We start from the raw sequence: 21051 nt of genomic DNA, 5'->3' as shown, positions 1-21051 counted from the left end.
CAAGGAGACGACCTGGCTATGGTCAGCAAGATCTACGACTGCCGTGACGCGGCAGGGCGCAAAGAAGGCATTGCGCGCGCGGTGGATGCTGTGCGTGCGGGCCGTACCGTTGTGCTGCCCACCGACACGGTTTACGGCATTGGTGCTGATGCTTTTAACAATGATGCCGTGGTAAGTTTGCTTGCCACGAAGCGTCGCGGGCCGGATATGCCGGTGCCGGTGCTTGTGGGATCGTGGGACACTATTCAAGGTCTTGTGCGCGAGTTCACCGAGACAGCACAGACCCTGGTGGAAGCATTCTGGCCCGGAGGGCTGTCGATAGTAGTGCCGGAGGCCCCGAGCCTGCCGTGGAATTTAGGCGACACCCGTGGCACAGTAATGCTGCGCATGCCCCTACAACCCATCGCCATAGAGCTGCTACGTGAGACCGGGCCGATGGCCGTATCAAGTGCCAATATCTCCGGAAAACAGCCACCGACTACTGCGATTGCGGCCAAACAACAGTTTGGCTCCGCAGTGGGGGTGTATCTTGATGGGGGAGAAGCCTCCATTGGGCAACCATCGACGATCATCGATATTTCCGGCCGTGAACCTGTAATTCTGCGCGAGGGAGCGATCAGTGCCGAACGCCTCGGGGAAGTGCTGAACCTTTCCGCGGAGCAACTCCGGAGGAATTAGATGGGCGGCGCTGGCGTTCCGCTGCGCGAATTAGGCCTTGTCCTTTTAGTCGCTGCTGCAATCACGTACCTTGCAACTGGGCCAGTACGTTCCATTTTGGTGCGCACCGGGAAGGTTGCGGAGATCCGCACCCGAGACGTGCATACCCTGCCAACCCCGAGCGTGGGTGGGTCGGCCATGTTCTCCGGTTTTCTTGCCGCAACTTACTTGGCAGCACAGTTACCGGCATTGACTCGGGGTTTCGCCCCCGTCACCCCAGAAATGACCGCAGTAGTCTGGGGCGGGTTTGCCATCGTGATTGTCGGAGTGATCGACGATTTATATGAGCTCAACGCGCTGACGAAGCTGATAGGCCAGATATTCGCGGCGTTGCTCATGAGCATTCTCGGACTGTCAGTGACGTCGCTCTATGTCCCCTTCGGTGAGGGAACAACGTTGATGTTGGACCAAGTCCAAGGCGTGATGTTCAGTACCGTCGTGACAGTTTTGCTGATAAACGCGATTAACTTCGTAGACGGAATTGATGGTTTAGCCGCTGGCCTCGGAGCGATCGCAGGGGGCGCTATCCTGGTGTTTTCCCTCACTGTTTTGCATGATCAAGGTGGTGCTGTGTCTGCCTATCCGCCAGCTATCATCTGTGCGGCACTGGTAGGCGTGTGCGTTGGTTTTCTTCCGCATAACTTCGAGCCATCACGCATCTTCATGGGAGATTCAGGTGCGATGCTGATCGGGTTGCTTCTGTCGGCCGCGAGCATCTCAGCATCGAGCAAAATTAACATGTCTTTGTACGGCACTGCGGACTTAGTAGCACTTATGAGCCCAATCATTGTGGTGGCTGCTGCTGTAGCTCTTCCGGTGCTTGATTTGGTGTTGGCAGTGGTGCGCCGACTCTCGCAAGGAAAAAGCCCGTTTGCTGCAGACCGCCAACATATTCATCACCGTTTACTTGCCCTCGGCCACACCCATCGCCGTACGGTGCTTGTTCTTTATCTTTGGGTTTCCGCAACAGCGTTCGGTGCAGTCAGCTTTTCAATCTTCCCGTCAAGGTTTGCGGCTGGACTTTCGTTGTTTTTCCTGGCTGTGGCGGCGGGGGCGACTGCAGTTCCCGTCGCTCAAGGCAAAATTGGCCGACGTCGGCGGGCTACGGAAGAAGCGATCGCTTCATCTGGCGACTAGGTAACCGGTGGCACTCTCGGTAGGATCACCGCTGTGAATGACTCTACGACCGCATCGTCGCGTACCCCCGAAGAACCACACTCAACATCCCCTGATGGCGTAGATTACGAAGATCCCAAGCGCCCCCTGCTTCGTGCCCTCCGGCTTGGATCGTGGGCGCTGGTGATTTTGACTATCGTTTCATTGGCCGTCTGGGGAGGTCTGCGGGAGTTACCAGGGATTTGGGGAGTTCTCATCGGTGCCGCCATCGGAGGTGGTTTCGTGTTGGCGACAGTCATCTCGGTGTTGGCAACGTCAAATACTTCACCTTCGACAACCCTGGCTGTGGTTCTTGGGGGCTGGCTAGTCAAGATAGTGGTGTTGCTGCTGGTGCTCGCGTGGCTTCGCACCATGGACTTTTACGACAGTACCGCGTTGGGTGTAACAACTATCGCAGCGCTGGTTGTTGTGCTGGCCACTGAAGTGTGGGGTGTGGTGACAACGCGCGTGACCTATGTGGGATAACTAATCAGAATCTATTCGTTATAGCGCTGCTCAAGTTGAACATAAAACCACCTTTGTGACACACTTTACATTTTTGTGTGAGCTGCGAAGATCCGCAGAATCCCCTGAAACGGGGGATGCCGGACGTACCAGAAACACGTTTTGTACCCCTTGCGGACAACGAAAGGGGAGAGGGCTGATAGGTTAATCTGCGGGTTACCTAGGCGGATTCATCTGCCAAGGAACATCCCCTGCCACCGCGGACGCTGATGTGCGACGGAGTCCGCCGCGGGGGCAGATGATTTGAAGACGTCCATCGCACCGCAGCGCAAAGCTGCGGCCCGAGAACGGGAGGGAACGCTGAGCGTTATGACTTTGGCCATGAAGGGTGAGTTCCATCCACCCCAACTGGACCCAGAATTTTTCCCGGGGCAATACTACGGTCACATCATCGGGGAGGACTTCCTCGGCGGTGCGTTCGCACTAGATCGCATTATGATTGTCCGCCTGCTCATGGCGGCAATCCTTGTGATCTTTTTTGTTCTTGCTTTTAGGAACCCAAAGCTGGTTCCTAAAGGTCTGCAGAACTTTGGTGAAATCGCAGTTGACTTCGTGAGGGTACACATTGCTGAGGACATTCTTGGCAAGAAAGATGGCAAGCGATTCCTTCCGGTGATCGCGACGCTATTTTTCACCATTATCATCATGAATGTTGCCACGATCATTCCTGGTCTCAACATCTCGCCAAACGCACGAATCGGTGCTCCGATCGTGTTCGCGATTGTTGCATACATAGCAATGATTTACGCCGGCGCCCAGCGTTACGGCTTCGGCAAATACATCAAGTCTTCGGTGGTTATCCCGAACCTGCCTCCAGCACTACACCTGCTGGTGGTGCCAATCGAGTTCTTCTCGACATTCATTCTGCGTCCGGTCACCCTGGCTCTTCGTCTCATGGCGAACTTCCTGGCCGGCCACATCATTTTGGTCCTACTGTACTCTGCTACGAACTTCTTCTTCTGGCAGCTCAACGCCTGGACTGCGATGTCGGCAGTGACCATCTTCGCAGCGGTTCTGTTCACCTTGTATGAGCTCATCATTATCTTCCTGCAGGCGTATATTTTCGCTCTGCTGACGGCTGTATATATCGAGCTCTCACTACATGCAGATTCGCATTAACAAACGCGTCCGCGCGTGACCAACTGAATACCCCACATATTACTTCGTCACAACCGTCCGAAGCACAAACAAATCTCAACGCTTCCGGACATCTAGAAAGGGAACGACTTTCACATGAACGAGATCATCCTGGCACAGGCTGCAGAGTCTCAGATCACCGGCCTTGGCGCAATCGGCTACGGCATCGCAACCATTGGCCCAGGTCTGGGCATTGGCATCCTCGTCGGCAAGACCGTTGAGGGTATGGCCCGTCAGCCTGAGATGGCTGGCCAGCTGCGTACCACCATGTTCCTGGGTATCGCCTTCGTTGAGGCGCTTGCTCTGATCGGCCTGGTTGCAGGCTTCCTGTTCTAAGAAGAATCACCAAAGAGACATTCAATTCTTTAGAAACAGGAGCAACCTATGACGAACGTCATTTATTACCTGGCGGCAGAGGGTGAAACCTTGTCACTTGAGGGTGGCAACTCCATCCTGCTGCCAAAGCTGTACGATGTCGTCTGGTCTGCCGTTGTTTTCATCATTATTCTCCTGCTGATGTGGAAGTACGTTCTTCCCAAATTCCAGGAAATGATGGCAGAGCGCGAAGACCGGATCAAGGGCGGCATTGAGCGTGCTCAAGCTGCTCAGGCTGAAGCCAAGGCTGCCCTGGAGAAGAACAACTCGCAACTGGCAGAAGCACGCGCTGAAGCCGCTGAGATCCGCGAAGCAGCCCGTGAAAAGGGTAAGCAGATCCAGGCGGATATGCGTGCAGAAGCAGAAGCCGAGGCCCGTCGCATCGTAGAAGCTGGCGAGAAGCAATTGCAGGCATCCCGCGATCAGGTTGTCGCAGAGCTGCGTACCGAACTTGGACAGAACTCGATCACCCTTGCAGAGCAGCTGCTGGGCTCCGAACTGTCGGACTCCACCCGCCGCTCGGGTACGATCGACAACTTCCTGTCTGAGCTCGACAACGTTTCCCAGGCACGAAAGTAGGCGATATGCGAGCAGCAAGTCGCGAAGCACTAGCGCAGGTCAGGCAGCACATTGACACGATGCTGAAAAACGCAGAGAACACAGTGCCCCTGGCCAAGCAAACTGGTGCCGAACTATTCCTCGCTGTGGAACAGCTCGATCAAAACCGCCCGCTGCGTGTTGCGGTTGCTAACTCCGCTGCGGAGAGTGGCCAGCGCACCGGAATCATGACCGAGGTTTTCCAGGGCAAGGTTGCAGACAGCACCCTCGAGGTGTTGCGTGCCGCGGCCGAATGTGAATGGTCCACACCACGCGAAATGCGTAGCGGACTGGTTCAGCTTGGCCGTCACGCACTTCTGCGCGGAGCCGAAGCTGAAGGCCAGCTCGGACAGGTAGAAGAAGAACTCTTCCAACTGTCGCGAATCCTGGACCGAGAAGGCGAGCTCACGCAGCTGCTGTCCGATCGCACAGAAACCGCAGAGCGCCGTCGAAGCCTCTTGGCAAACGTCCTCTACGGAAAGGTGACTACGGTTACCGAAGCACTAGCTTTGCAGGTCATTGGCCGACCAGAGCTTAACCCCGCAGACGATGTGAAAAACCTCGCGGTCGAGGCAGCTGCCTTGACTGGGCGGACGGCGGCTCACGTCAAGTCTGCGGCAGAACTGAACGAAGGACAGCGTTCGGCACTCGCCGAGAAGCTGGGACGAATTTACGGTCAAGAGATGTCCATTCACTCCGAGGTTGACCCCAGCCTCCTCGGTGGAATGATCATCCGTGTTGGCGACGAGGTTATCGATGGTTCGACGCGTGGCAAACTCACCCGTCTCCGCGCTAACCTTGCGACCACGAACTACTAAGGACCAATAGAAACACTTATGCTGGAAGAATCTACCGAGAGCAGGAAGAACATGGCGGAGCTGACGATCTCCTCCGATGAGATCCGTAGCGCGATAGCGAACTACACCTCGAGCTACTCCGCGGAGGCCTCCCGAGAGGAGGTCGGCGTGGTCATTTCGGCAGCGGACGGTATTGCCCAGGTTTCCGGGCTACCAGGCTGCATGGCAAATGAGCTGCTCGAGTTCCCCAATGGCGTCATCGGCGTCGCACAGAACCTCGACACAGACACCATCGGTGTCGTGGTCTTGGGGCAATTCGAGACCCTTACTGAGGGTGACGAGGTACGCAGGACCGGAGAGGTCCTGTCGATTCCGGTCGGGGATGAATTCCTCGGCCGCGTTGTAAACCCACTTGGCCAGCCAATCGATGGCTTGGGCCAAATTAATTCCGACGAAGAGCGTGCACTTGAATTGCAGGCTGCAGGTGTTCTTGACCGTCAGCCGGTTGAAGAACCTATGCAGACAGGCATCAAGGCGATTGACGCAATGACCCCGATCGGCCGTGGCCAGCGCCAGCTGATCATTGGTGACCGCAAGACCGGTAAAACCGCGATCTGTATTGACACGATCTTGAACCAGAAGTCTTTCTGGGAGTCCGGTGACCCATCCAAGCAGGTGCGATGCATCTACGTTGCTGTTGGCCAGAAGGGTTCCACCATCGCTGGTGTGCGCAAGACCCTCGAGGACAACGGTGCGCTGGAATACACCACCATTGTGGCGGCTCCTGCGTCTGACTCTGCTGGTTTCAAGTGGTTGGCACCGTTTTCCGGTGCAGCTCTTGGTCAGCACTGGATGTACCAGGGCAAGCATGTTCTGGTGATCTACGATGACCTGACCAAGCAAGCTGAGGCATACCGTGCCATCTCGCTTCTGCTGCGTCGTCCTCCAGGCCGTGAGGCTTACCCAGGTGACGTCTTCTACCTCCACTCCCGTCTGTTGGAGCGTGCGGCAAAGCTCAACGATGAGTTAGGGGCTGGTTCCCTCACCGCCCTGCCAATCATCGAGACCAAGGCAAATGACGTCGGCGCATTCATTCCGACCAACGTTATTTCCATTACTGACGGCCAGGTCTTCCTGCAGTCGGATCTTTTCAACCAGGGTGTGCGCCCTGCAGTCGACGTGGGTATCTCTGTGTCCCGTGTCGGTGGCGCTGCACAGACCAAGGGCATGAAGAAGGTTGCTGGTAACTTGCGTCTGGATCTTGCTGCGTACCGTGATCTTGAAGCGTTCGCTACCTTCGCGTCCGATCTTGACCCTGCTTCGAAGCGACAGCTGGAGCGCGGTGAGCGCCTCGTCGAGCTGCTCAAGCAGCCAGAGTCCTCCCCGCAGCCGGTGGAGTACCAGATTGTATCCATTCACCTCGCCAACGAAGGCGGCTTTGACTCCGTTCCCGTCGAAGACGTTCGCCGTTACGAGCGCGATTTCCAAGAGCACCTGCGCTCCTCCAACCCGGAGGTCTATGAGCAGATTGCTGGCGGCGCGGTGCTTTCCGACGAGTCCAAGGACACCATCGAGAAGGCCAACGCTGAATTCGCGAGAAACTTCCAGACCAGCTCCGGTGAGCGCATTGTGCGTGAGCCTGAAGCACAGGCGATGGATCAAAAAGACATTGAAAAGTCCCAGCTCTCCGTCCAGCGCAAGACAGTCAGTAAGTAAGCAAATTTGTTACTCACCGTCTTAAGCACAAGGAAGGGAGGAGAGTAAACCATGGCAACACTTCGCGAATTACGTGACCGGATCCGGTCCGTCAACTCAACGAAGAAGATTACGAAGGCCCAGGAGCTGATCGCTACTTCGCGCATCACCAAGGCCCAGCAGCGCGTCGAGGCTTCCAAGCCGTACGCGAATGAACTGCAAGACGTCATGGAGCGGCTCGCTGCCGCCAGCTCCCTGGACCACCCCATGCTCCGTGAGCGTGAGGATGGAAAGGTCGCAGCCGTACTCGTGGTCACCTCTGACCGTGGTATGGCCGGCGGCTATAACTACAACGTCCTGAAGAAAGCCGCTGAACTCGAGAAGCTTCTTGAGGAAAACGGTTACGAGGTCGTTCGTTACGTCACAGGCGGCAAGGGCGTCGGGCACTACCAGTTCCGCAATATGGAGATTGCTGGTGCCTGGACCGGTTGGTCACAGGACCCAACCTGGGAAGAGACGCACAACGTGCGTCGCCATCTCATCGACGGGTTCCAAGCGAGCTCCGACGGTGAAGCCAAGTGGCGTGAAGGCCTGTTCACTAGCGAGGGCACCCCGGTCCGCGGTTTCGACCAGGTTCACGTGGTGTACACCAAGTTTGTTTCCATGCTGGTGCAGGAGGCAACAGTGAACCAGATTCTGCCGATCGAACCGGTTATCGAAGAAGTCGATGTCCGCCAAGAGTCCTTGCTGGAATCTTCCGGCGAGGTTCATGCAGATATGGAGTTCGAACCGGATGCAGATACGTTGCTCACCGCTCTGCTGCCCACCTACGTCTCCAGGACGCTTTACGCGATCTTGCTCGAGTCGTCGGCAAGCGAGTCGGCTGCACGTCGTACTGCGATGAAGGCGGCTACGGATAACGCAACCGAACTGGTCAATGACTTGTCTCGTGAAGCGAACCAGGCCCGTCAGGCACAGATCACCCAGGAAATCACCGAAATTATCGGCGGCGCTGGCGCGCTGTCAGACAGCGGAGAAAGTGACTAAATCATGACTACAGCTCAGATTGATGAGCAGAACACGGATCAGGCAGGGTCTACTGCCGGTCGCGTCGTTCGCGTCATCGGCGCAGTCGTCGACGTGGAGTTCCCACGCGACGAGATGCCCGAACTTTACAACGCGCTGCATGTCGAGATCACTCTCGAGGCAGTCGCAAAGACCGTAACTCTCGAGGTTGCCCAGTTCCTGGGCGATAACCTCGTTCGTACTATCGCAATGGGCCCTACCGACGGCATGGTCCGCGGCGCCCAGGTTGTTGACACCGGCCGCCCAATCACCGTTCCGGTGGGCGACCAAGTCAAGGGCCACGTTTTTAACGCACTCGGCGACTGCCTCGACGACCCGTCTGTGGGTGTTGATGGTGAGCGCTGGGGCATCCACCGTGAACCTCCAGCCTTTAAGGACTTGGAGGGCTCCACCGAGATCATGGAAACGGGCATTAAGGTCATTGACCTGCTGACCCCGTACATGAAGGGTGGCAAGATTGGCCTCTTCGGTGGTGCAGGTGTGGGTAAGACTGTTCTGATCCAGGAGATGATTACTCGTATTGCGCGTAACTTCTCCGGTACCTCCGTGTTCGCCGGTGTGGGCGAGCGCACCCGTGAGGGCACCGACTTGTTCCTAGAGATGGAAGAGATGGGCGTGTTGCAGGACACCGCGCTTGTCTTTGGCCAGATGGATGAGCCACCAGGCGTTCGTATGCGTGTCGCTCTGTCGGGTCTGACCATGGCGGAGTACTTCCGCGATGTGCAGGACCAGGACGTGCTGCTGTTCATCGACAATATCTTCCGTTTCACCCAGGCTGGTTCTGAGGTATCCACTCTGCTGGGCCGTATGCCTTCTGCAGTGGGTTACCAGCCAACACTGGCTGACGAGATGGGTGTGCTTCAGGAACGCATTACCTCGACCAAGGGCCGATCGATCACGTCTTTGCAGGCCGTTTACGTGCCTGCCGACGACTACACCGACCCGGCGCCAGCGACAACGTTCGCCCACCTGGATGCAACCACTGAGCTTGACCGTGGTATCGCTTCCAAGGGTATCTACCCTGCAGTGAACCCGCTGACCTCGACCTCTCGTATCCTCGAGCCATCGATTGTGGGCGAGAAGCACTACGAGGTCGCGCAGCGCGTGATCAACATCCTGCAGAAGAACAAGGAACTACAGGACATCATCGCGATTCTGGGTATGGACGAGCTCGGTGAGGAAGATAAGCTCACTGTTCAGCGCGCCCGTCGCCTGGAGCGCTTCCTAGGCCAGAACTTCTTCGTTGCGGAGAAGTTCACCGGCAACCCAGGTTCCTTCGTTCCACTGGAGGAGACCATCGAAGCATTCGAACGCATTTGCAACGGCGAGTTCGACGCTTACCCAGAGCAGGCGTTTAACGGCTTGGGTGGCTTGGACGACGTTGAAAAGGCGTACGAGAAGCTGCAAGGGAAGTAGGAGAAGCACATGGCTGAAATCACCGTTGAACTGGTTGCAGTGGAGCGCATGCTGTGGTCTGGTCAGGCCCGCATCGTTACCGCTCAGACCACCGAGGGTGAGATCGGTGTGCTGCCTGGGCACGAGCCAATCTTGGGCCAACTCAAGGAAAATGGTGTCGTGACCATCACCCCTGTTGACGGCGACAAGATTATTACCGCCGTCCAGGGCGGGTTTTTGTCAGTTACTGCGGATAAGGTGACAATCCTTGCGGATTACGCCATTTTTGCTGACGAGGTTGACACCTCTAAGGCCGAGTCCGAGCTTGACAGTGATGACGATACCCTCAAGGCTCGCTCGGAAGCTGAGCTGGCCGCTGTACGTCGCAGCAAGAATTAAGGGCAGTAAGCCTGTCTTCCTTCTCGGATAGATTCAGCCCGGGGCCTACCGCACGTACATCGTGTGGTAGGCCCCGGGCTTGTTCTTCCTCGTTGGTGTGCTTTACGACGATTACCTGGGTGGTTGTGGCCTGAAACATCAACCAAATAGCCGATTGGTGCGTCAAGCAAATCGGGGTAACATCAATTCTTAATTGAGTTTCGTGGTCCCTCAGGAGAACTGTGATGGAATTTATCGGTTGGATCTTGGTCATCCTCGCAGTGGCCTGCCTGGCCTTATCTGCCTGGCGTTTTATCACTCTCCGGTCTCGAGCTACGACGGTGCTGCTTCGTCGGTTTCCGGCGAAAAGTCTGAACTCATGGCGTCACGGAGCTATCCGGTATAACACAGAGTTGGTGTACTTTTACAAGCTGCGTTCAATAGCACCGCGTGCTGATCTTGTGATTGATCGGAAGAATGTTGTGGTGAAGGCACATCGCACGCCGACTGCGCAGGAATTTGAAATTATGCCCCGCGGTACGCGCATTACTCAGATCTTGGTAGGGGATCGTTCTTATGAGATTGCGTCGGACCGACGGGGCATTATGGCGTTAATTTCCTGGCTTGAGGCAGCTCCCGATGTGCGCCAAGAAAAGGTAGACCACCGCGCGCTGGCACAGCGTGTTGGGCGGGCGCGTCAGCAAGGTTAAAGTAGAGGGCATGCGTCTTGTGATTGCCCGCTGCTGTGTCGATTATGTTGGCCGTTTGGATGCCCATCTGCCCATGGCAGATCGGTTGATCATGGTGAAAGCCGATGGTTCGGTGTCTGTGCATGCTGATGATCGTGCCTACAAACCGCTCAACTGGATGACACCTCCGTGCACGTTAGCGGAGGAAAGTATCGTGGATATCGACGGTGAGGACACCGGGGAACTGCTGTGGATCGTGGAAAATCCGAAAGGGGAACAGCTGCGTCTGACCATCGAGGAGATCTACCACGAAAAATCCTTTGACTTGGGGGAAGACCCAGGACTGGTCAAAGATGGCGTTGAGGCCCACTTGCAGCAACTACTAGCGGAGCATATTACGACTCTTGGCGAGGGTTATTCACTGATACGGCGAGAGTACCCGACTGCGATCGGCCCGGTGGATTTGCTTGCCCAGGCTGCTGATGGCACGAACGTGGCTGTGGAAGTTAAACGGCGTGGCGGTATTGATGGAGTAGAGCAGCTCACCCGTTATCTTGAGTTGTTGAATCGTGATGAACTACTCAAGCCTGTTTCTGGTGTTTTTGCTGCCCAAGAGATAAAGCCCCAGGCTCGCACGCTGGCAGAAGACCGGGGAATCCGCTGTGTCGTGCTGGACTATGATGATTTGCGCGGTATTGAGACCAACGAACTGAGGCTGTTCTAAGTGCCACGGCGGAATCGTCCTTCGCGGAGACGCAATAGGGGTGTGTCGGCTCACCCTCCTCGTCAGTTGCCTCGCGATGGTGCGGCTTACCTAGGCACCCAGGAAGTAGAAGGGCCGAGGTGGACGCAGGGCGAAATTTTTCTCGTGCGGCACATCGGGGCATCGCGGGCCACGAAATTCTATGTGTGCCCGGGGTGTAATCAGAATATCCCGCCCGGGGTGGCGCACATCGTGGCGTGGCCCCGGGATTATGGCGGTCGGGGAGATGACCGGCGTCATTGGCACCGACACTGCTGGGACCGTCGTTAAGCGTAAATCGTTACACTGGTCTGCATGATCGCTGCATTTTCTGTCGCACCTACCGTTACTAATAATCCTCGGGCCGAAATGTCCGATGCAGTCGCCCAAGCCGTCGCAGTTGTGCGGGATTCGGGCCTACCCCACGAGACCAACGCGATGTTCACCATCGTGGAGGGTGAGTGGGACGAGGTGATGGATGTGATTAAGCGTGCTACCGACGCTGTCCGTGCGGTGTCGCCGCGGGTGTCGCTGGTCATTAAGGTGGATATCCGCGAGGGGTATACGGACCAGCTCCACCAGAAAATGGACTCGCTGGAAAAAGCTTTGAGGTATAAGGAAGGAAAACTAAATGACTAACCCAGGATACGGTGCCGTGGATCTGGCCCGGTTGCAACAACAGGCCGAGGCCCGCGAAAAGTTGGCCTCGAGTACGGTCGAGAGTTTCTTTACTGTCAGCGAAGACAACCTCGAGTCCCACGTGTTGCAGCGCTCCGTGCAGGTTCCTGTTGTGGTGTTGGTTGGCTCGGCGCGTTCTGAGGAGTCAGAAAGCCTCAAGGCCACGTTCCAACAGTTAGCTGCACAAGGCAACAACTCCTTTGTTGTGGGGTACGTCGACGCGGATACCAACCCGCAGATTGCACAAGCACTGGGGGTGCGTGGCGTGCCCACGGTGTTGGCACTGGCAGCGCAGCGGCCCGTGACGTCATTCGAGGGTGCCCAACCGGCAGAGATGGTGCAACAGTGGGTTGATACTTTAGTGCAGCAGGTGGGGCCGCAGCTGCAGGGCCTGCCTGAGGGTGCCACAGAACACGACGAGCCGGAGGATCCGCGTCTGGAGGCGGCTACGGCTGCCCTCAACGTCGGTGACTTTGACGCTGCGACACGCATTTACGACGACATCCTGGCTGAAGATCCCTCAAATAAAGAGATCAAGCAGGCCAAAGCGACAGTCGCTGTGATGAAGCGCTTGGATCCGCAGAACCGGACTACCGATCCTCTTGCGGAGGCGGAGGCCGAACCGGATGTCGTCGATAAGCAGCTTGACGCGGCGGACGCTGAAGTGGTTGCCGGGGCACCCGAGAAGGCATTCGGGCGCCTACTGTTGTTCATGGAACGCAGCGCTGGCAGCGACAAAGAGGCGGCCAAGACACGTCTGCTTGAATTGCTCAGCCTGTTCGATTCCACGGATGAGCGCGTGAAAGAGGCGAGGACGCGCCTAGCCTCTTCCATTTTCTAGCCAGCTACGAGCGTGCGAAAAAACTATCCCTTGAAGATGTAGTACTGCACACTCATCGCTGGGATGTGCAGTTCCACCGACTGGTCTTGACCATCCCACGGCTCCGGCGATGTGTAGACAGTGCGGGCAAGATCGTTGCCGGCGCCTTCGTATACCTTGTCATCGGAGTTGAGCAGCAGCTCCCACTCACCTGCGCGCGGCACACCGAGGCGGTAGTTCAGCTGGGAGGCGCCCGACAAGTTGATGGTCACCAGGATCGGGGTGCCGTCGGTGCCCCAGCGAACGTAGGCCAGCAGGTTGTTAGCTGCGTCGTCGCCCTTGACCCATTGGAATCCCATCGGAGTGTTGTCCTGGGAGTACAGGGCGGGCTGGTCCTTGTAAATATTGTTGAGGTCGCGCACCAGACGCTGAATACCAAGGTGGTACTCGGACCCCCATCCTTCGAGGTTGGACCAGTCGATGGAGTGTGCCTCATCCCACTCGCCGGTCTGGCCAAATTCCTGGCCCATGAACATCAGTTGCTTGCCCGGGTGGGAGTACATGTACCCGTAGAGGGTACGCAGGCCAGCGGCCTTGTTCCAGTCGTCGCCTGGCATCCGGCCCCAGAGAGAGCCCTTGCCGTGGACAACCTCGTCGTGGCTGAATGGCAGAACATAGTTCTCGGAGAAGGCGTACACCAATGAGAAGGTGATCTCGTTGTGGTGGTAGGAGCGGTGAACAGGGTCGAGTTTGAAGAACTCGAGGGTGTCATTCATCCAGCCCATGTTCCACTTCAAGCTGAAGCCTAGGCCACCGTGCTCAGTAGGTGAGGTGACGCCCGGCCACGAGGTGGACTCTTCGGCGATGGTGACCACACCGGGGTGCTCGCGTAAGACAGTAGCGTTCATCTCCTGCAGGAACTGAACAGCGTCGAGGTTCTCGCGGCCACCGTACTGGTTGGGGAGCCACTCGCCGTCTTCGCGAGAGTAGTCGAGGTACAACATGGATGCCACGGCGTCGACACGCAGCCCGTCGATGTGGAATTCTTCTAGCCAGTACAGTGCGTTGGCAACCAAGAAGTTACGCACCTCGTTGCGGCCGAAGTTGAACACGTAAGTGCCCCAGTCCTTCTGTTCACCGCGGCGCCAGTCTGGATGTTCGTAGAGCGCGGTGCCGTCGAATCGCGCCAACGCCCAATCATCCTTCGGGAAGTGGGCGGGAACCCAGTCGATGATGACGCCAATGCCGGCCTGATGGAGGCGGTCAATGAGCAGGCGTAAGTCATCGGCGGAACCCCAGCGCGCGGTCGGTGCGTAGTAGCCGGTGACCTGATAGCCCCAGGATCCGCCGAAAGGGTGTTCCGCAACAGGGAGAAACTCCACGTGGGTGAAGCCTTGCTCGGAGACGTACTCCACTAGCTCGTCGGCGAGTTCTGCATAGCCCTTCCCAATTCTCCACGAGCCTAGGTGGACTTCGTAGATGCTCATCGGGGCGTTGATCGTGTCGCGCTCATCGCGGGCCTTGACCCATTCTGCGTCGCCCCACTCATATAGGGACTGGTCGACGACCTGGGATACGGTCTCCGGGGGAGCCAGGGTTTGCTTCGCCATTGGGTCAGCCTTGTCGCGACGGTGGCCGTCCTTCGTCTGGATCGCAAACTTGTAGGTTGTGCCGGGCTCGATACCGGGGATGAAGATCTCCCAGATCCCCGTCGAGCCGAGGACTCGCATGGGGTACTGGTTGGGGTTCCACGCACAGAAGTCACCGATCACCGCAACACCTTCGGCATTCGGTGCCCACACAGCGAACGCGGTCCCGGAGACTGAGCCCATGGTGGTCTGGTAGGTGTGAACGTTAGCGCCGAGAACCTCCCAGAGCCGTTCGTGGCGGCCTTCTGCAATCAGGTGCAGATCGAAAGAGGAGAGGGTGGGCAGAAAGTGGTACGGATCCGCGATGATGACGGGTTCCGCATTTGGGTACTTCACACTGAGCCGGTAATCCGGAGTCAGTTCGTCGTCAAGCCCGTAGACCCAGATGTCGTCGCCGATCGGGGTCATGTCAAAAGACTGGTTGTGAATGAGCAGCGCGACGTTTTCGGCACCGAGCTGGCGGGTGCGGATGACTGATCCCGTGGAGGTGGAGTGCCAGCCGTAGAAATCATGTGGTGCATGGTGGCTACATTTACGTAGTCGTTCGCGGTCTGTGTCGGGGATCAACAGAGCGGAGTCGATGTTCTGGCCCTCAGTCATGGGTAGTTCCTTTAATGTTCGATAGTGAAAAGGTATTCAATAGTGAAGTTACCTGAGAGCCTCGGTTGTGTCTTATGAAGTTCCCAGGAAACTGAATGCAATCTCTTTGGGCGCACTATGGCGCACTATGGCCGATAGTCGTGCTCAGGAATTTCGCGCCACGCGAGCTTCTCGCGGCGCTCCGGAAGAACATCCGGCAAGATGAAGATGTGGGCGACGTCCTTCAACGGCTCGAGGCGCACAAAGTTCCGATCTCCCCAGATGTATTCAGCACCGCTGACGGCATCGTGGACCTTGAAGGTGTCACCGTGGCGCAAGCCGATCGCCTCCATGTCCACATTGATCATGCCTTCCTGCCCACCGTAAGAATCCAGGTTCACCACGACCAAGACAGCGTTGCCAGTTACTGCATCTACCTTCGAGTAGGCGATCAGATTCGGGTTCTCGATGTCGTGGAAGTGAATATTGCGCAGCTGCTGCAGCGCAGGATTTTCACGCCGAATGTGATTGAGCTGGGTGATGTACGGCTCCAACGAGTCACCGTTGTCCAGCGCAGTCTGGAAGTCGCGCGGGCGCAGCTCATACTTCTCAGAGTCCAGATACTCCTCGCTGCCTTCGTGGACCGGCACATGTTCGTAGAGTTCATAACCGGAATACACGCCCCATAGCGGGCTCATTGTGGCCGCCAGCGCTGCCCGGATGGCGAACATCGCGCGGCCTCCCTTCTGGAGTGATTCGTGGAGGATATCTGGGGTGTTTACGAACAAGTTCGGCCGCGACACATCGGCAAGACCAGAGACCATCAACGCAAAGTCAGTGAGATCCTCCTTTGAGGTCTTCCAGGTGAAGTAGGTGTAGGACTGCGAGAATCCAATCTTTGCCAAGCCGAACATGCGAGCCGGGCGGGTAAATGCTTCAGCGAGGAAAATGACCTCCGGATTGGTTTCGTGCACGCGGTCAATCAGCCACTGCCAGAAATTCACCGGCTTGGTGTGTGGGTTATCCACCCGGAAGGTGGTCACACCCAAATTCACCCAGTGCATGACAACGCGGTACACCTCGTTGTAAATACCCTTCGGATCGTTATCGAAGTTGATTGGGTAGATATCTTGGTACTTCTTCGGCGGGTTCTCGGCGTAGGCGATAGTGCCGTCGGCAAGCTCAGTGAAGAACTCGCGGTGATCGCGAGCCCAAGGATGATCTGGTGCAGCCTGCAATGCGAGGTCGAGCGCAATTTCAAGGCCGAGTTCTTCGGCTCGCTTGACTAGGCGCACGAAGTCTTTTTCGGTGCCGAGCTCAGGGTGGACGGCATCATGTCCACCAGCCTTGGAACCAATGGCCCAGGGCGAGCCCACGTCACCGTCGACGGCGGTCAACGTGTTGTTCTTGCCCTTCCGGTTGATTTCACCGATGGGGTGAATCGGCGGGAAATAGACGGTGTCGAATCCCATCTTCGCCACGCGATCAAGTGCTGCCGCGGTGGTCTCGAACGTGCCGTGGACAGGGTTGCCGTCTGCGTCCCACCCGCCGGTAGAGCGAGGGAAGAGCTCGTACCAGGAGTTCACCAATGCTTCACGACGCTCGACTGCGATTTCACAGATGGGGCCGCGGGTCACCAGCTCACGCAGTGGGTACTCATCGAGGATTTCGCGAACTTCATCAGTCAAACCTGCGTTGACGCGCTGGTCGATCGGGAGGGTGTCGTCGTTAATCGTGCGCGCCACACCAAGCAGCACCTCGCGGTCAGCCTTCGGGGCTTGCTCTGCTGCCCGTTCGAATAGCTCGACGCCATGGTGCAGGTCATTCGCCAGCTCGTCTGCGCTCTGACCGGCGTTTAGCTTCTTGGTCACCGCGTTGCGCCACGTAGCCATCGGGTCAGACCATGCGTCAATGCGGAAACGCCACAAGCCCTCAGTATCGGGTACGAAGACGGCGTGGACGTTATCTGGACGGTAGGTCTCCTGCTGCATATGGATCGAGAAGCGTTCCTCCTGCGGCGGGGTGATTTCGGCAGTGGCTGCGACTGCGTCATGGCCTTCGCGCCAAACTAACGCGGAGATCGGCACTACTTCGCCGACTACCGCCTTTGCCGGTAGGGTGCGGCCGGAAATCTGTGGCCTTACATCATCGATCCCAAGTCGTCCAGTCATTGTTTCATAGCTCTCTCTCTAGGAAAATGCTTCGCCTTCTACCCTAGTCAAAACGTGTCACTTTCACCGTAGAGATGGAAAATAGGTCACAATAGGAGACATGAATGACATCCAGCTGGAAACTGATTCCGATTTGATGATCGATTTTCGCGGTGTGGAGCTTCGCCGTGGCGGTCGTACTCTTGTTGGCCCCGTTGACTGGCAGGTGGAACTTGATGAGCGCTGGGTGATCATCGGCCCCAACGGGGCGGGCAAAACAAGCCTGATCCGAATGGCAGGAGCAGAAGTACAACCATCAGCTGGCACCGCTTTCGTACTGGGTGAGCAGATTGGTCGTACCGACTTGCGTGACCTCCGCGCCTCCATCGGCGTGGCCTCCTCGTCGATCAGCGAGCGCGTGCCAGGTACCGAGAAAGTCGGCGACCTAGTCGTCTCGGCAGGCTACTCGATCTTGGGCCGCTGGCGCGAGCAATACGACGAGATGGATTATGCGCAGGCCGCGGAAAAACTAGAACAGCTCGGTGCGCTGCACCTGCTGGAGCGTGAATGGGGCACGCTTTCCGACGGTGAGCGCAAACGCGTGATGATTGCACGCGCAATTATGACAGACCCTGAGCTGCTCATCTTCGACGAGCCCGGTGCCGGAATGGACTTAGGCGGACGCGAAGATCTAGTGGCCTACTTGGGTGACCTAGCACTCGACGCAGACGCGCCCGCGATCGTGATGATCACCCACCACGTCGAAGAGATCCCGTACGGTTTCACCCACGCCATGTTGCTGGATGAAGGTAACGTGGTGGCTCAAGGACTCATCGACGACGTGCTGACAAGTAACAACCTGACTGCTGCCTACCACCAACCAATCCAGTTAGACCAGGTGGACGGTCGGTACTTCGCACGGCGCTCGCGTCGAGGAGGAGCACACAGGGCTTAGTCAGGCTTAGTCAACCTGAGTCAGGATTATTCAGGCTGGACAAGGAGGTGGGGTAGATGCGCCGATCGCGCGGAGCGTTTTCGGCCGATCAGGTCGACAGAATCGATCCCACCGAAACTACAGGTTTCAACGGGGGACGCCTCGCCGCAACGGTCATGCTCATCCGCGACGGCGATAGCGGGCTCGAAGTGTGGGCCCAAGAACGTGTGCGCACCATGCGTAACTATCCTGGTATGACGGTTTTTCCCGGAGGGGGCGTGGACAGCCGCGACTTTCCGCCCCGCTCGTGGGACTCCGGTGATTTATGGACGGGCCGCAGCGTTGTATCGATCGCGCGCCGGCTCGGCCTGAACAAATACAAAGCCCACGCACTCGTGTTCGCCGCAGTGCGCGAGATCTACGAAGAGACTGGTACGTTGCTAGTCGCCGACGCAGACGGACGAATGCTGTCTGATACCCGCCCCTTCTCAGATGCACGGGACAAATTGGTCAACCACACCGCCGCGCTGACCGACGTGTTGCGCAAGAACAACCTCAAGGTCAACGCAGACAAATTAGAACCGTGGGGCAGATGGGTCGGCCAGTCCGAGGTAGGTAACTGGTTTGACACTTTCTCGTTCGTGGCCACCGTGCCGGAAGGTCAAACCCCCGACGGCGATACCGGCGAGGCCGACGACGCGAACTGGTTCCCGCCGAGCTTGCTCATCGAGGGCTGGCGCGTCGGGCTAGTCCGCTTCGCCGTAGCCACGTGGGCGCAGCTGCTCGATCTTTCCCGCTTTGAAACGGTTGCTGAAGTCCAATCCGCCGCACGCGAGCAGGATCTCAGCCCTGTTGTAGGAGACCCCACACATATCGAGCGCTACGCAGACTTTTTCAACCACAGCCCCGAGGACAGGATTGGCAAAATCGGTGGCCTTCACTGACAAAGACATTGACTACCTCACAGCGCACAGCACGCTTATCGACGAGGTGACTGCCGAGCTCGCGTTAACCAAGAAATCGATGCTGGCCGACCACACAATACTGCGCACTCACTTTGGCACCTATGCACGGGCCGTCACTGAACTCGTGGTCGCCCGTCGTAGCGCCGTCGATAAGTTCCCCGCCTGTTGGCTCACCGACTCAGACGCAGCCCAACAAGCCACCCCAGCGGCGGTGGCCGAGCACCGCGCCGCACATCTCCAGGCGGCCGGGGTGCGCTTCGTGCATGACGTCACGTGTTCCATCGGCACCGAAGCGCCAAGTATTCGCGGCCGTGACATGGACTGGTTGGGCAGCGATCTCGATGCCCAACGCCTTCGCATGGCGCGCCACAACCTCGGCGAGGACGCGTGGCTGGTGCGTGCCGACGCCTTAGGGCGCACCAGCCACGCTGACGTCATAGTCGCAGACCCCGCTCGGCGCGCAGCAGGTCGGCGCATCACCGACCCCGCACAGCTCATTCCACCGCTGCCGGAGCTGCTGGCCACCTACGCCGAAAGCGAGCTTGCCATAAAATGCGCGCCGGGGATCGACTACTCGGGATGGGAAGGCCTCGTTAACGTAGTCAGCGTTGACGGTGCGGTAAAAGAGACGTGCCTCTACACGCCGGGACTCACCACGGGCGCTCGTCGTGAAGCAACCATGTTAGGTGCGCGCCACGAAGTCGTTACTGACCTCGACTCCGCCGAAGTCGACGTGCGCGGGCCTGGTCAATACATCATCGAACCCGATGGCGCCGTGATTCGCGCCGGGCTCGTCCGAGGCTGGGCGGCGCGCCACGGGCTGTGGATGCTAGATAGCCACATCGCTTTTCTGAGCGGCGAGGATATTCCTGCGGGCTGGAGTGGATTTCCATTCATCGAAGAGGTGTCGTTGAAGAAACTTCGCTCGGCGTTGCACGCGCACGGGGCGGGTAGTTTGGAAATTTTGGTGCGCGGGGTGGACATTAACCCCGATCAGCTGCGGAAAAAGATGAAACTTAAAGGAAAGCGGGCGATGGCGGTAGTCGTTGCGCGAATTGGGGATACCGCCACTGCCTACCTTTGCGGCGCCCGCCAGTGGGCGGGCAGTGTTCGGCCTCAACTTTCGGGCTAGGATTCGGGCTAGGCTACTGTAGAGCGTTACAAAGGAAGCAACAACGGAAAGGTGAAGCACACATGACCACCATCGTGGTGCTGGTGAAAAACGTTCCGGATACCTGGTCTGAAAAAGTCCTGGAACCGGACCATACACTCGATCGCACGAACATCGATTCCATCATCGATGAGATTAATGAATACGCCGTCGAAACTGCCTTGCAAATTAAAGAAGCAGGCGAGCATCGCGTCGTCGCGCTGTCCATGGGCCCGGAAGGTAGCGACGAGGCCCTGCGCAAGGCTCTAGCGATGGGAGCGGATGATGCCGTTTTGCTTTCCGACGAAGCACTGGCTGGTTCCGATGCCGTTGCCACGGCGTGGGCGTTGACCAACGCGATCAACACCATTGACGATGTTGCCCTCATTGTCACCGGGAACCAGTCATCAGACGGCCAGGGCGGCGTGATGGCAGGCCTATTGGCCGAGTACCGCCAGATCCCCGCTCTGACTGAGGTTGGCGAGGTGTCGCTTGCAGGTGGCACAGTAACTGCCACGCGTTACGACGATAAGGGCACCTGGGAGCTTGAGGCAGCGACACCTGCCATTATTGCGGTCTCGGACAAGGCTGCCAGCCCACGGTTTCCCAACTTTAAGGGCCTGGCTGCCGCCAAAAAGGCCGACGTTACCCAGTTGAATCTCGCTGCGATTGGTGTGGATGCAGGCCAGGTTGGTTTGAATAACTCTGCAACCGTGGTCCAGACGGTCACCGAGGTGCCCACTCGTACCGCAGGCGAGATTATTGACTCTGGCTCGCCGGAAGAAATTGCAGCCCAGGTAGTGGACAAGCTCGCTGCGAAGAACCTCATCTAGGAGAA

General features: G+C 57.6%; 22 protein-coding genes. 20 read left to right on the top strand and 2 right to left on the bottom strand.

Annotated elements, in window-relative coordinates:
- The first annotated feature begins 18 nt into the window (after positions 1 to 18).
- From CKV99_RS06630 to CKV99_RS06555, 16 genes are all read left to right on the top strand, one after another.
- Positions 19 to 678, top strand: a complete 660-nt coding sequence (locus tag CKV99_RS06630) for an L-threonylcarbamoyladenylate synthase (RefSeq protein WP_092257101.1) — start codon at positions 19 to 21, stop codon at positions 676 to 678.
- Positions 679 to 1854, top strand: coding sequence for a glycosyltransferase family 4 protein (locus CKV99_RS06625; RefSeq protein ID WP_092257103.1), 1176 nt, complete (start codon positions 679 to 681; stop codon positions 1852 to 1854). It abuts the gene before it with no gap.
- A gap of 126 nt (positions 1855 to 1980) precedes the next feature.
- Positions 1981 to 2358, top strand: a complete 378-nt coding sequence (locus CKV99_RS06620) for a hypothetical protein (RefSeq protein WP_092257376.1) — start codon at positions 1981 to 1983, stop codon at positions 2356 to 2358.
- A 360-nt stretch (positions 2359 to 2718) separates the two neighbouring features.
- The gene (gene atpB / locus CKV99_RS06615) at positions 2719 to 3516 is read left to right on the top strand and encodes a F0F1 ATP synthase subunit A (RefSeq protein ID WP_092257379.1); all 798 of its coding nucleotides are present in this window, start codon (positions 2719 to 2721) and stop codon (positions 3514 to 3516) included.
- 114 nt (positions 3517 to 3630) lie between these two features.
- Positions 3631 to 3870: an ATP synthase F0 subunit C gene (locus CKV99_RS06610; protein ID WP_092257106.1), complete on the top strand. Its 240-nt coding sequence runs from the start codon at positions 3631 to 3633 to the stop codon at positions 3868 to 3870.
- A gap of 48 nt (positions 3871 to 3918) precedes the next feature.
- The gene (locus CKV99_RS06605) at positions 3919 to 4488 is read left to right on the top strand and encodes a F0F1 ATP synthase subunit B (RefSeq protein WP_092257110.1); all 570 of its coding nucleotides are present in this window, start codon (positions 3919 to 3921) and stop codon (positions 4486 to 4488) included.
- A 5-nt stretch (positions 4489 to 4493) separates the two neighbouring features.
- Positions 4494 to 5324 (top strand): F0F1 ATP synthase subunit delta, encoded by an 831-nt coding sequence (locus CKV99_RS06600; RefSeq protein WP_092257113.1) that lies wholly within the window; start codon positions 4494 to 4496, stop codon positions 5322 to 5324.
- 18 nt (positions 5325 to 5342) lie between these two features.
- Positions 5343 to 7019, top strand: coding sequence for a F0F1 ATP synthase subunit alpha (gene atpA / locus CKV99_RS06595; protein ID WP_092257116.1), 1677 nt, complete (start codon positions 5343 to 5345; stop codon positions 7017 to 7019).
- A gap of 51 nt (positions 7020 to 7070) precedes the next feature.
- Complete coding sequence (locus tag CKV99_RS06590) at positions 7071 to 8045, top strand: F0F1 ATP synthase subunit gamma (protein WP_092257119.1); 975 nt, start codon at positions 7071 to 7073, stop codon at positions 8043 to 8045.
- A gap of 3 nt (positions 8046 to 8048) precedes the next feature.
- A complete protein-coding gene (gene atpD / locus CKV99_RS06585; protein ID WP_092257122.1) occupies positions 8049 to 9500 on the top strand; it encodes a F0F1 ATP synthase subunit beta in 1452 nt (483 codons plus the stop codon).
- A gap of 9 nt (positions 9501 to 9509) precedes the next feature.
- Positions 9510 to 9878: a F0F1 ATP synthase subunit epsilon gene (locus CKV99_RS06580; protein ID WP_092257125.1), complete on the top strand. Its 369-nt coding sequence runs from the start codon at positions 9510 to 9512 to the stop codon at positions 9876 to 9878.
- A 224-nt stretch (positions 9879 to 10102) separates the two neighbouring features.
- The gene (locus CKV99_RS06575) at positions 10103 to 10567 is read left to right on the top strand and encodes a DUF2550 domain-containing protein (RefSeq protein ID WP_092257128.1); all 465 of its coding nucleotides are present in this window, start codon (positions 10103 to 10105) and stop codon (positions 10565 to 10567) included.
- Between the two features lie 10 nt (positions 10568 to 10577).
- Positions 10578 to 11270 (top strand): endonuclease NucS, encoded by a 693-nt coding sequence (gene nucS, locus CKV99_RS06570; RefSeq protein WP_092257131.1) that lies wholly within the window; start codon positions 10578 to 10580, stop codon positions 11268 to 11270.
- Positions 11271 to 11579, top strand: coding sequence for a hypothetical protein (locus CKV99_RS14745; RefSeq protein ID WP_169872609.1), 309 nt, complete (start codon positions 11271 to 11273; stop codon positions 11577 to 11579). It begins immediately after the preceding gene.
- A gap of 24 nt (positions 11580 to 11603) precedes the next feature.
- Positions 11604 to 11927 (top strand): thiamine-binding protein, encoded by a 324-nt coding sequence (locus CKV99_RS06560; protein WP_092257137.1) that lies wholly within the window; start codon positions 11604 to 11606, stop codon positions 11925 to 11927.
- Positions 11920 to 12807, top strand: a complete 888-nt coding sequence (locus CKV99_RS06555; protein WP_092257140.1) for a tetratricopeptide repeat protein — start codon at positions 11920 to 11922, stop codon at positions 12805 to 12807. Before CKV99_RS06560 ends, CKV99_RS06555 begins: the two co-directional genes overlap by 8 nt.
- Before the next feature lie 23 nt (positions 12808 to 12830).
- Here CKV99_RS06555 and glgB read toward each other — a convergent pair whose 3' ends face one another.
- Complete coding sequence (gene glgB / locus CKV99_RS06550) at positions 12831 to 15035, bottom strand: 1,4-alpha-glucan branching protein GlgB (RefSeq protein WP_177178100.1); 2205 nt, start codon at positions 15033 to 15035, stop codon at positions 12831 to 12833.
- 125 nt (positions 15036 to 15160) lie between these two features.
- Positions 15161 to 17185 (bottom strand): maltotransferase domain-containing protein, encoded by a 2025-nt coding sequence (locus tag CKV99_RS06545; protein ID WP_092257143.1) that lies wholly within the window; start codon positions 17183 to 17185, stop codon positions 15161 to 15163.
- Between the two features lie 100 nt (positions 17186 to 17285).
- Between CKV99_RS06545 and CKV99_RS06540 the strand changes: the two genes are divergently transcribed.
- The 4 genes from CKV99_RS06540 (at position 17286) to CKV99_RS06525 (ending at position 21046) form a co-directional block, all read left to right on the top strand.
- Positions 17286 to 18119 carry an ABC transporter ATP-binding protein gene (locus tag CKV99_RS06540; protein WP_092257146.1) on the top strand — a complete coding sequence of 278 codons (834 nt, stop codon included), beginning with the start codon at positions 17286 to 17288 and terminating at the stop codon, positions 18117 to 18119.
- Positions 18120 to 18175: 56 nt separating this feature from the next.
- Positions 18176 to 19042: an NUDIX hydrolase gene (locus tag CKV99_RS06535; protein ID WP_092257149.1), complete on the top strand. Its 867-nt coding sequence runs from the start codon at positions 18176 to 18178 to the stop codon at positions 19040 to 19042.
- Positions 19029 to 20195 carry a THUMP-like domain-containing protein gene (locus CKV99_RS06530; RefSeq protein WP_092257152.1) on the top strand — a complete coding sequence of 389 codons (1167 nt, stop codon included), beginning with the start codon at positions 19029 to 19031 and terminating at the stop codon, positions 20193 to 20195. The genes CKV99_RS06535 and CKV99_RS06530 overlap by 14 nt, the downstream gene beginning before the upstream one ends.
- A gap of 62 nt (positions 20196 to 20257) precedes the next feature.
- Positions 20258 to 21046, top strand: coding sequence for an electron transfer flavoprotein subunit beta/FixA family protein (locus tag CKV99_RS06525; protein ID WP_092257155.1), 789 nt, complete (start codon positions 20258 to 20260; stop codon positions 21044 to 21046).
- Positions 21047 to 21051: the final 5 nt, after the last annotated feature.

The organism is Corynebacterium cystitidis, from assembly GCF_900187295.1.
GTDB classification, from domain to species: domain Bacteria; phylum Actinomycetota; class Actinomycetes; order Mycobacteriales; family Mycobacteriaceae; genus Corynebacterium; species Corynebacterium cystitidis.
The sequence above is the reverse complement of the archived record's forward strand: the minus strand, read 5'-3'. Positions and strand labels throughout refer to the sequence as shown.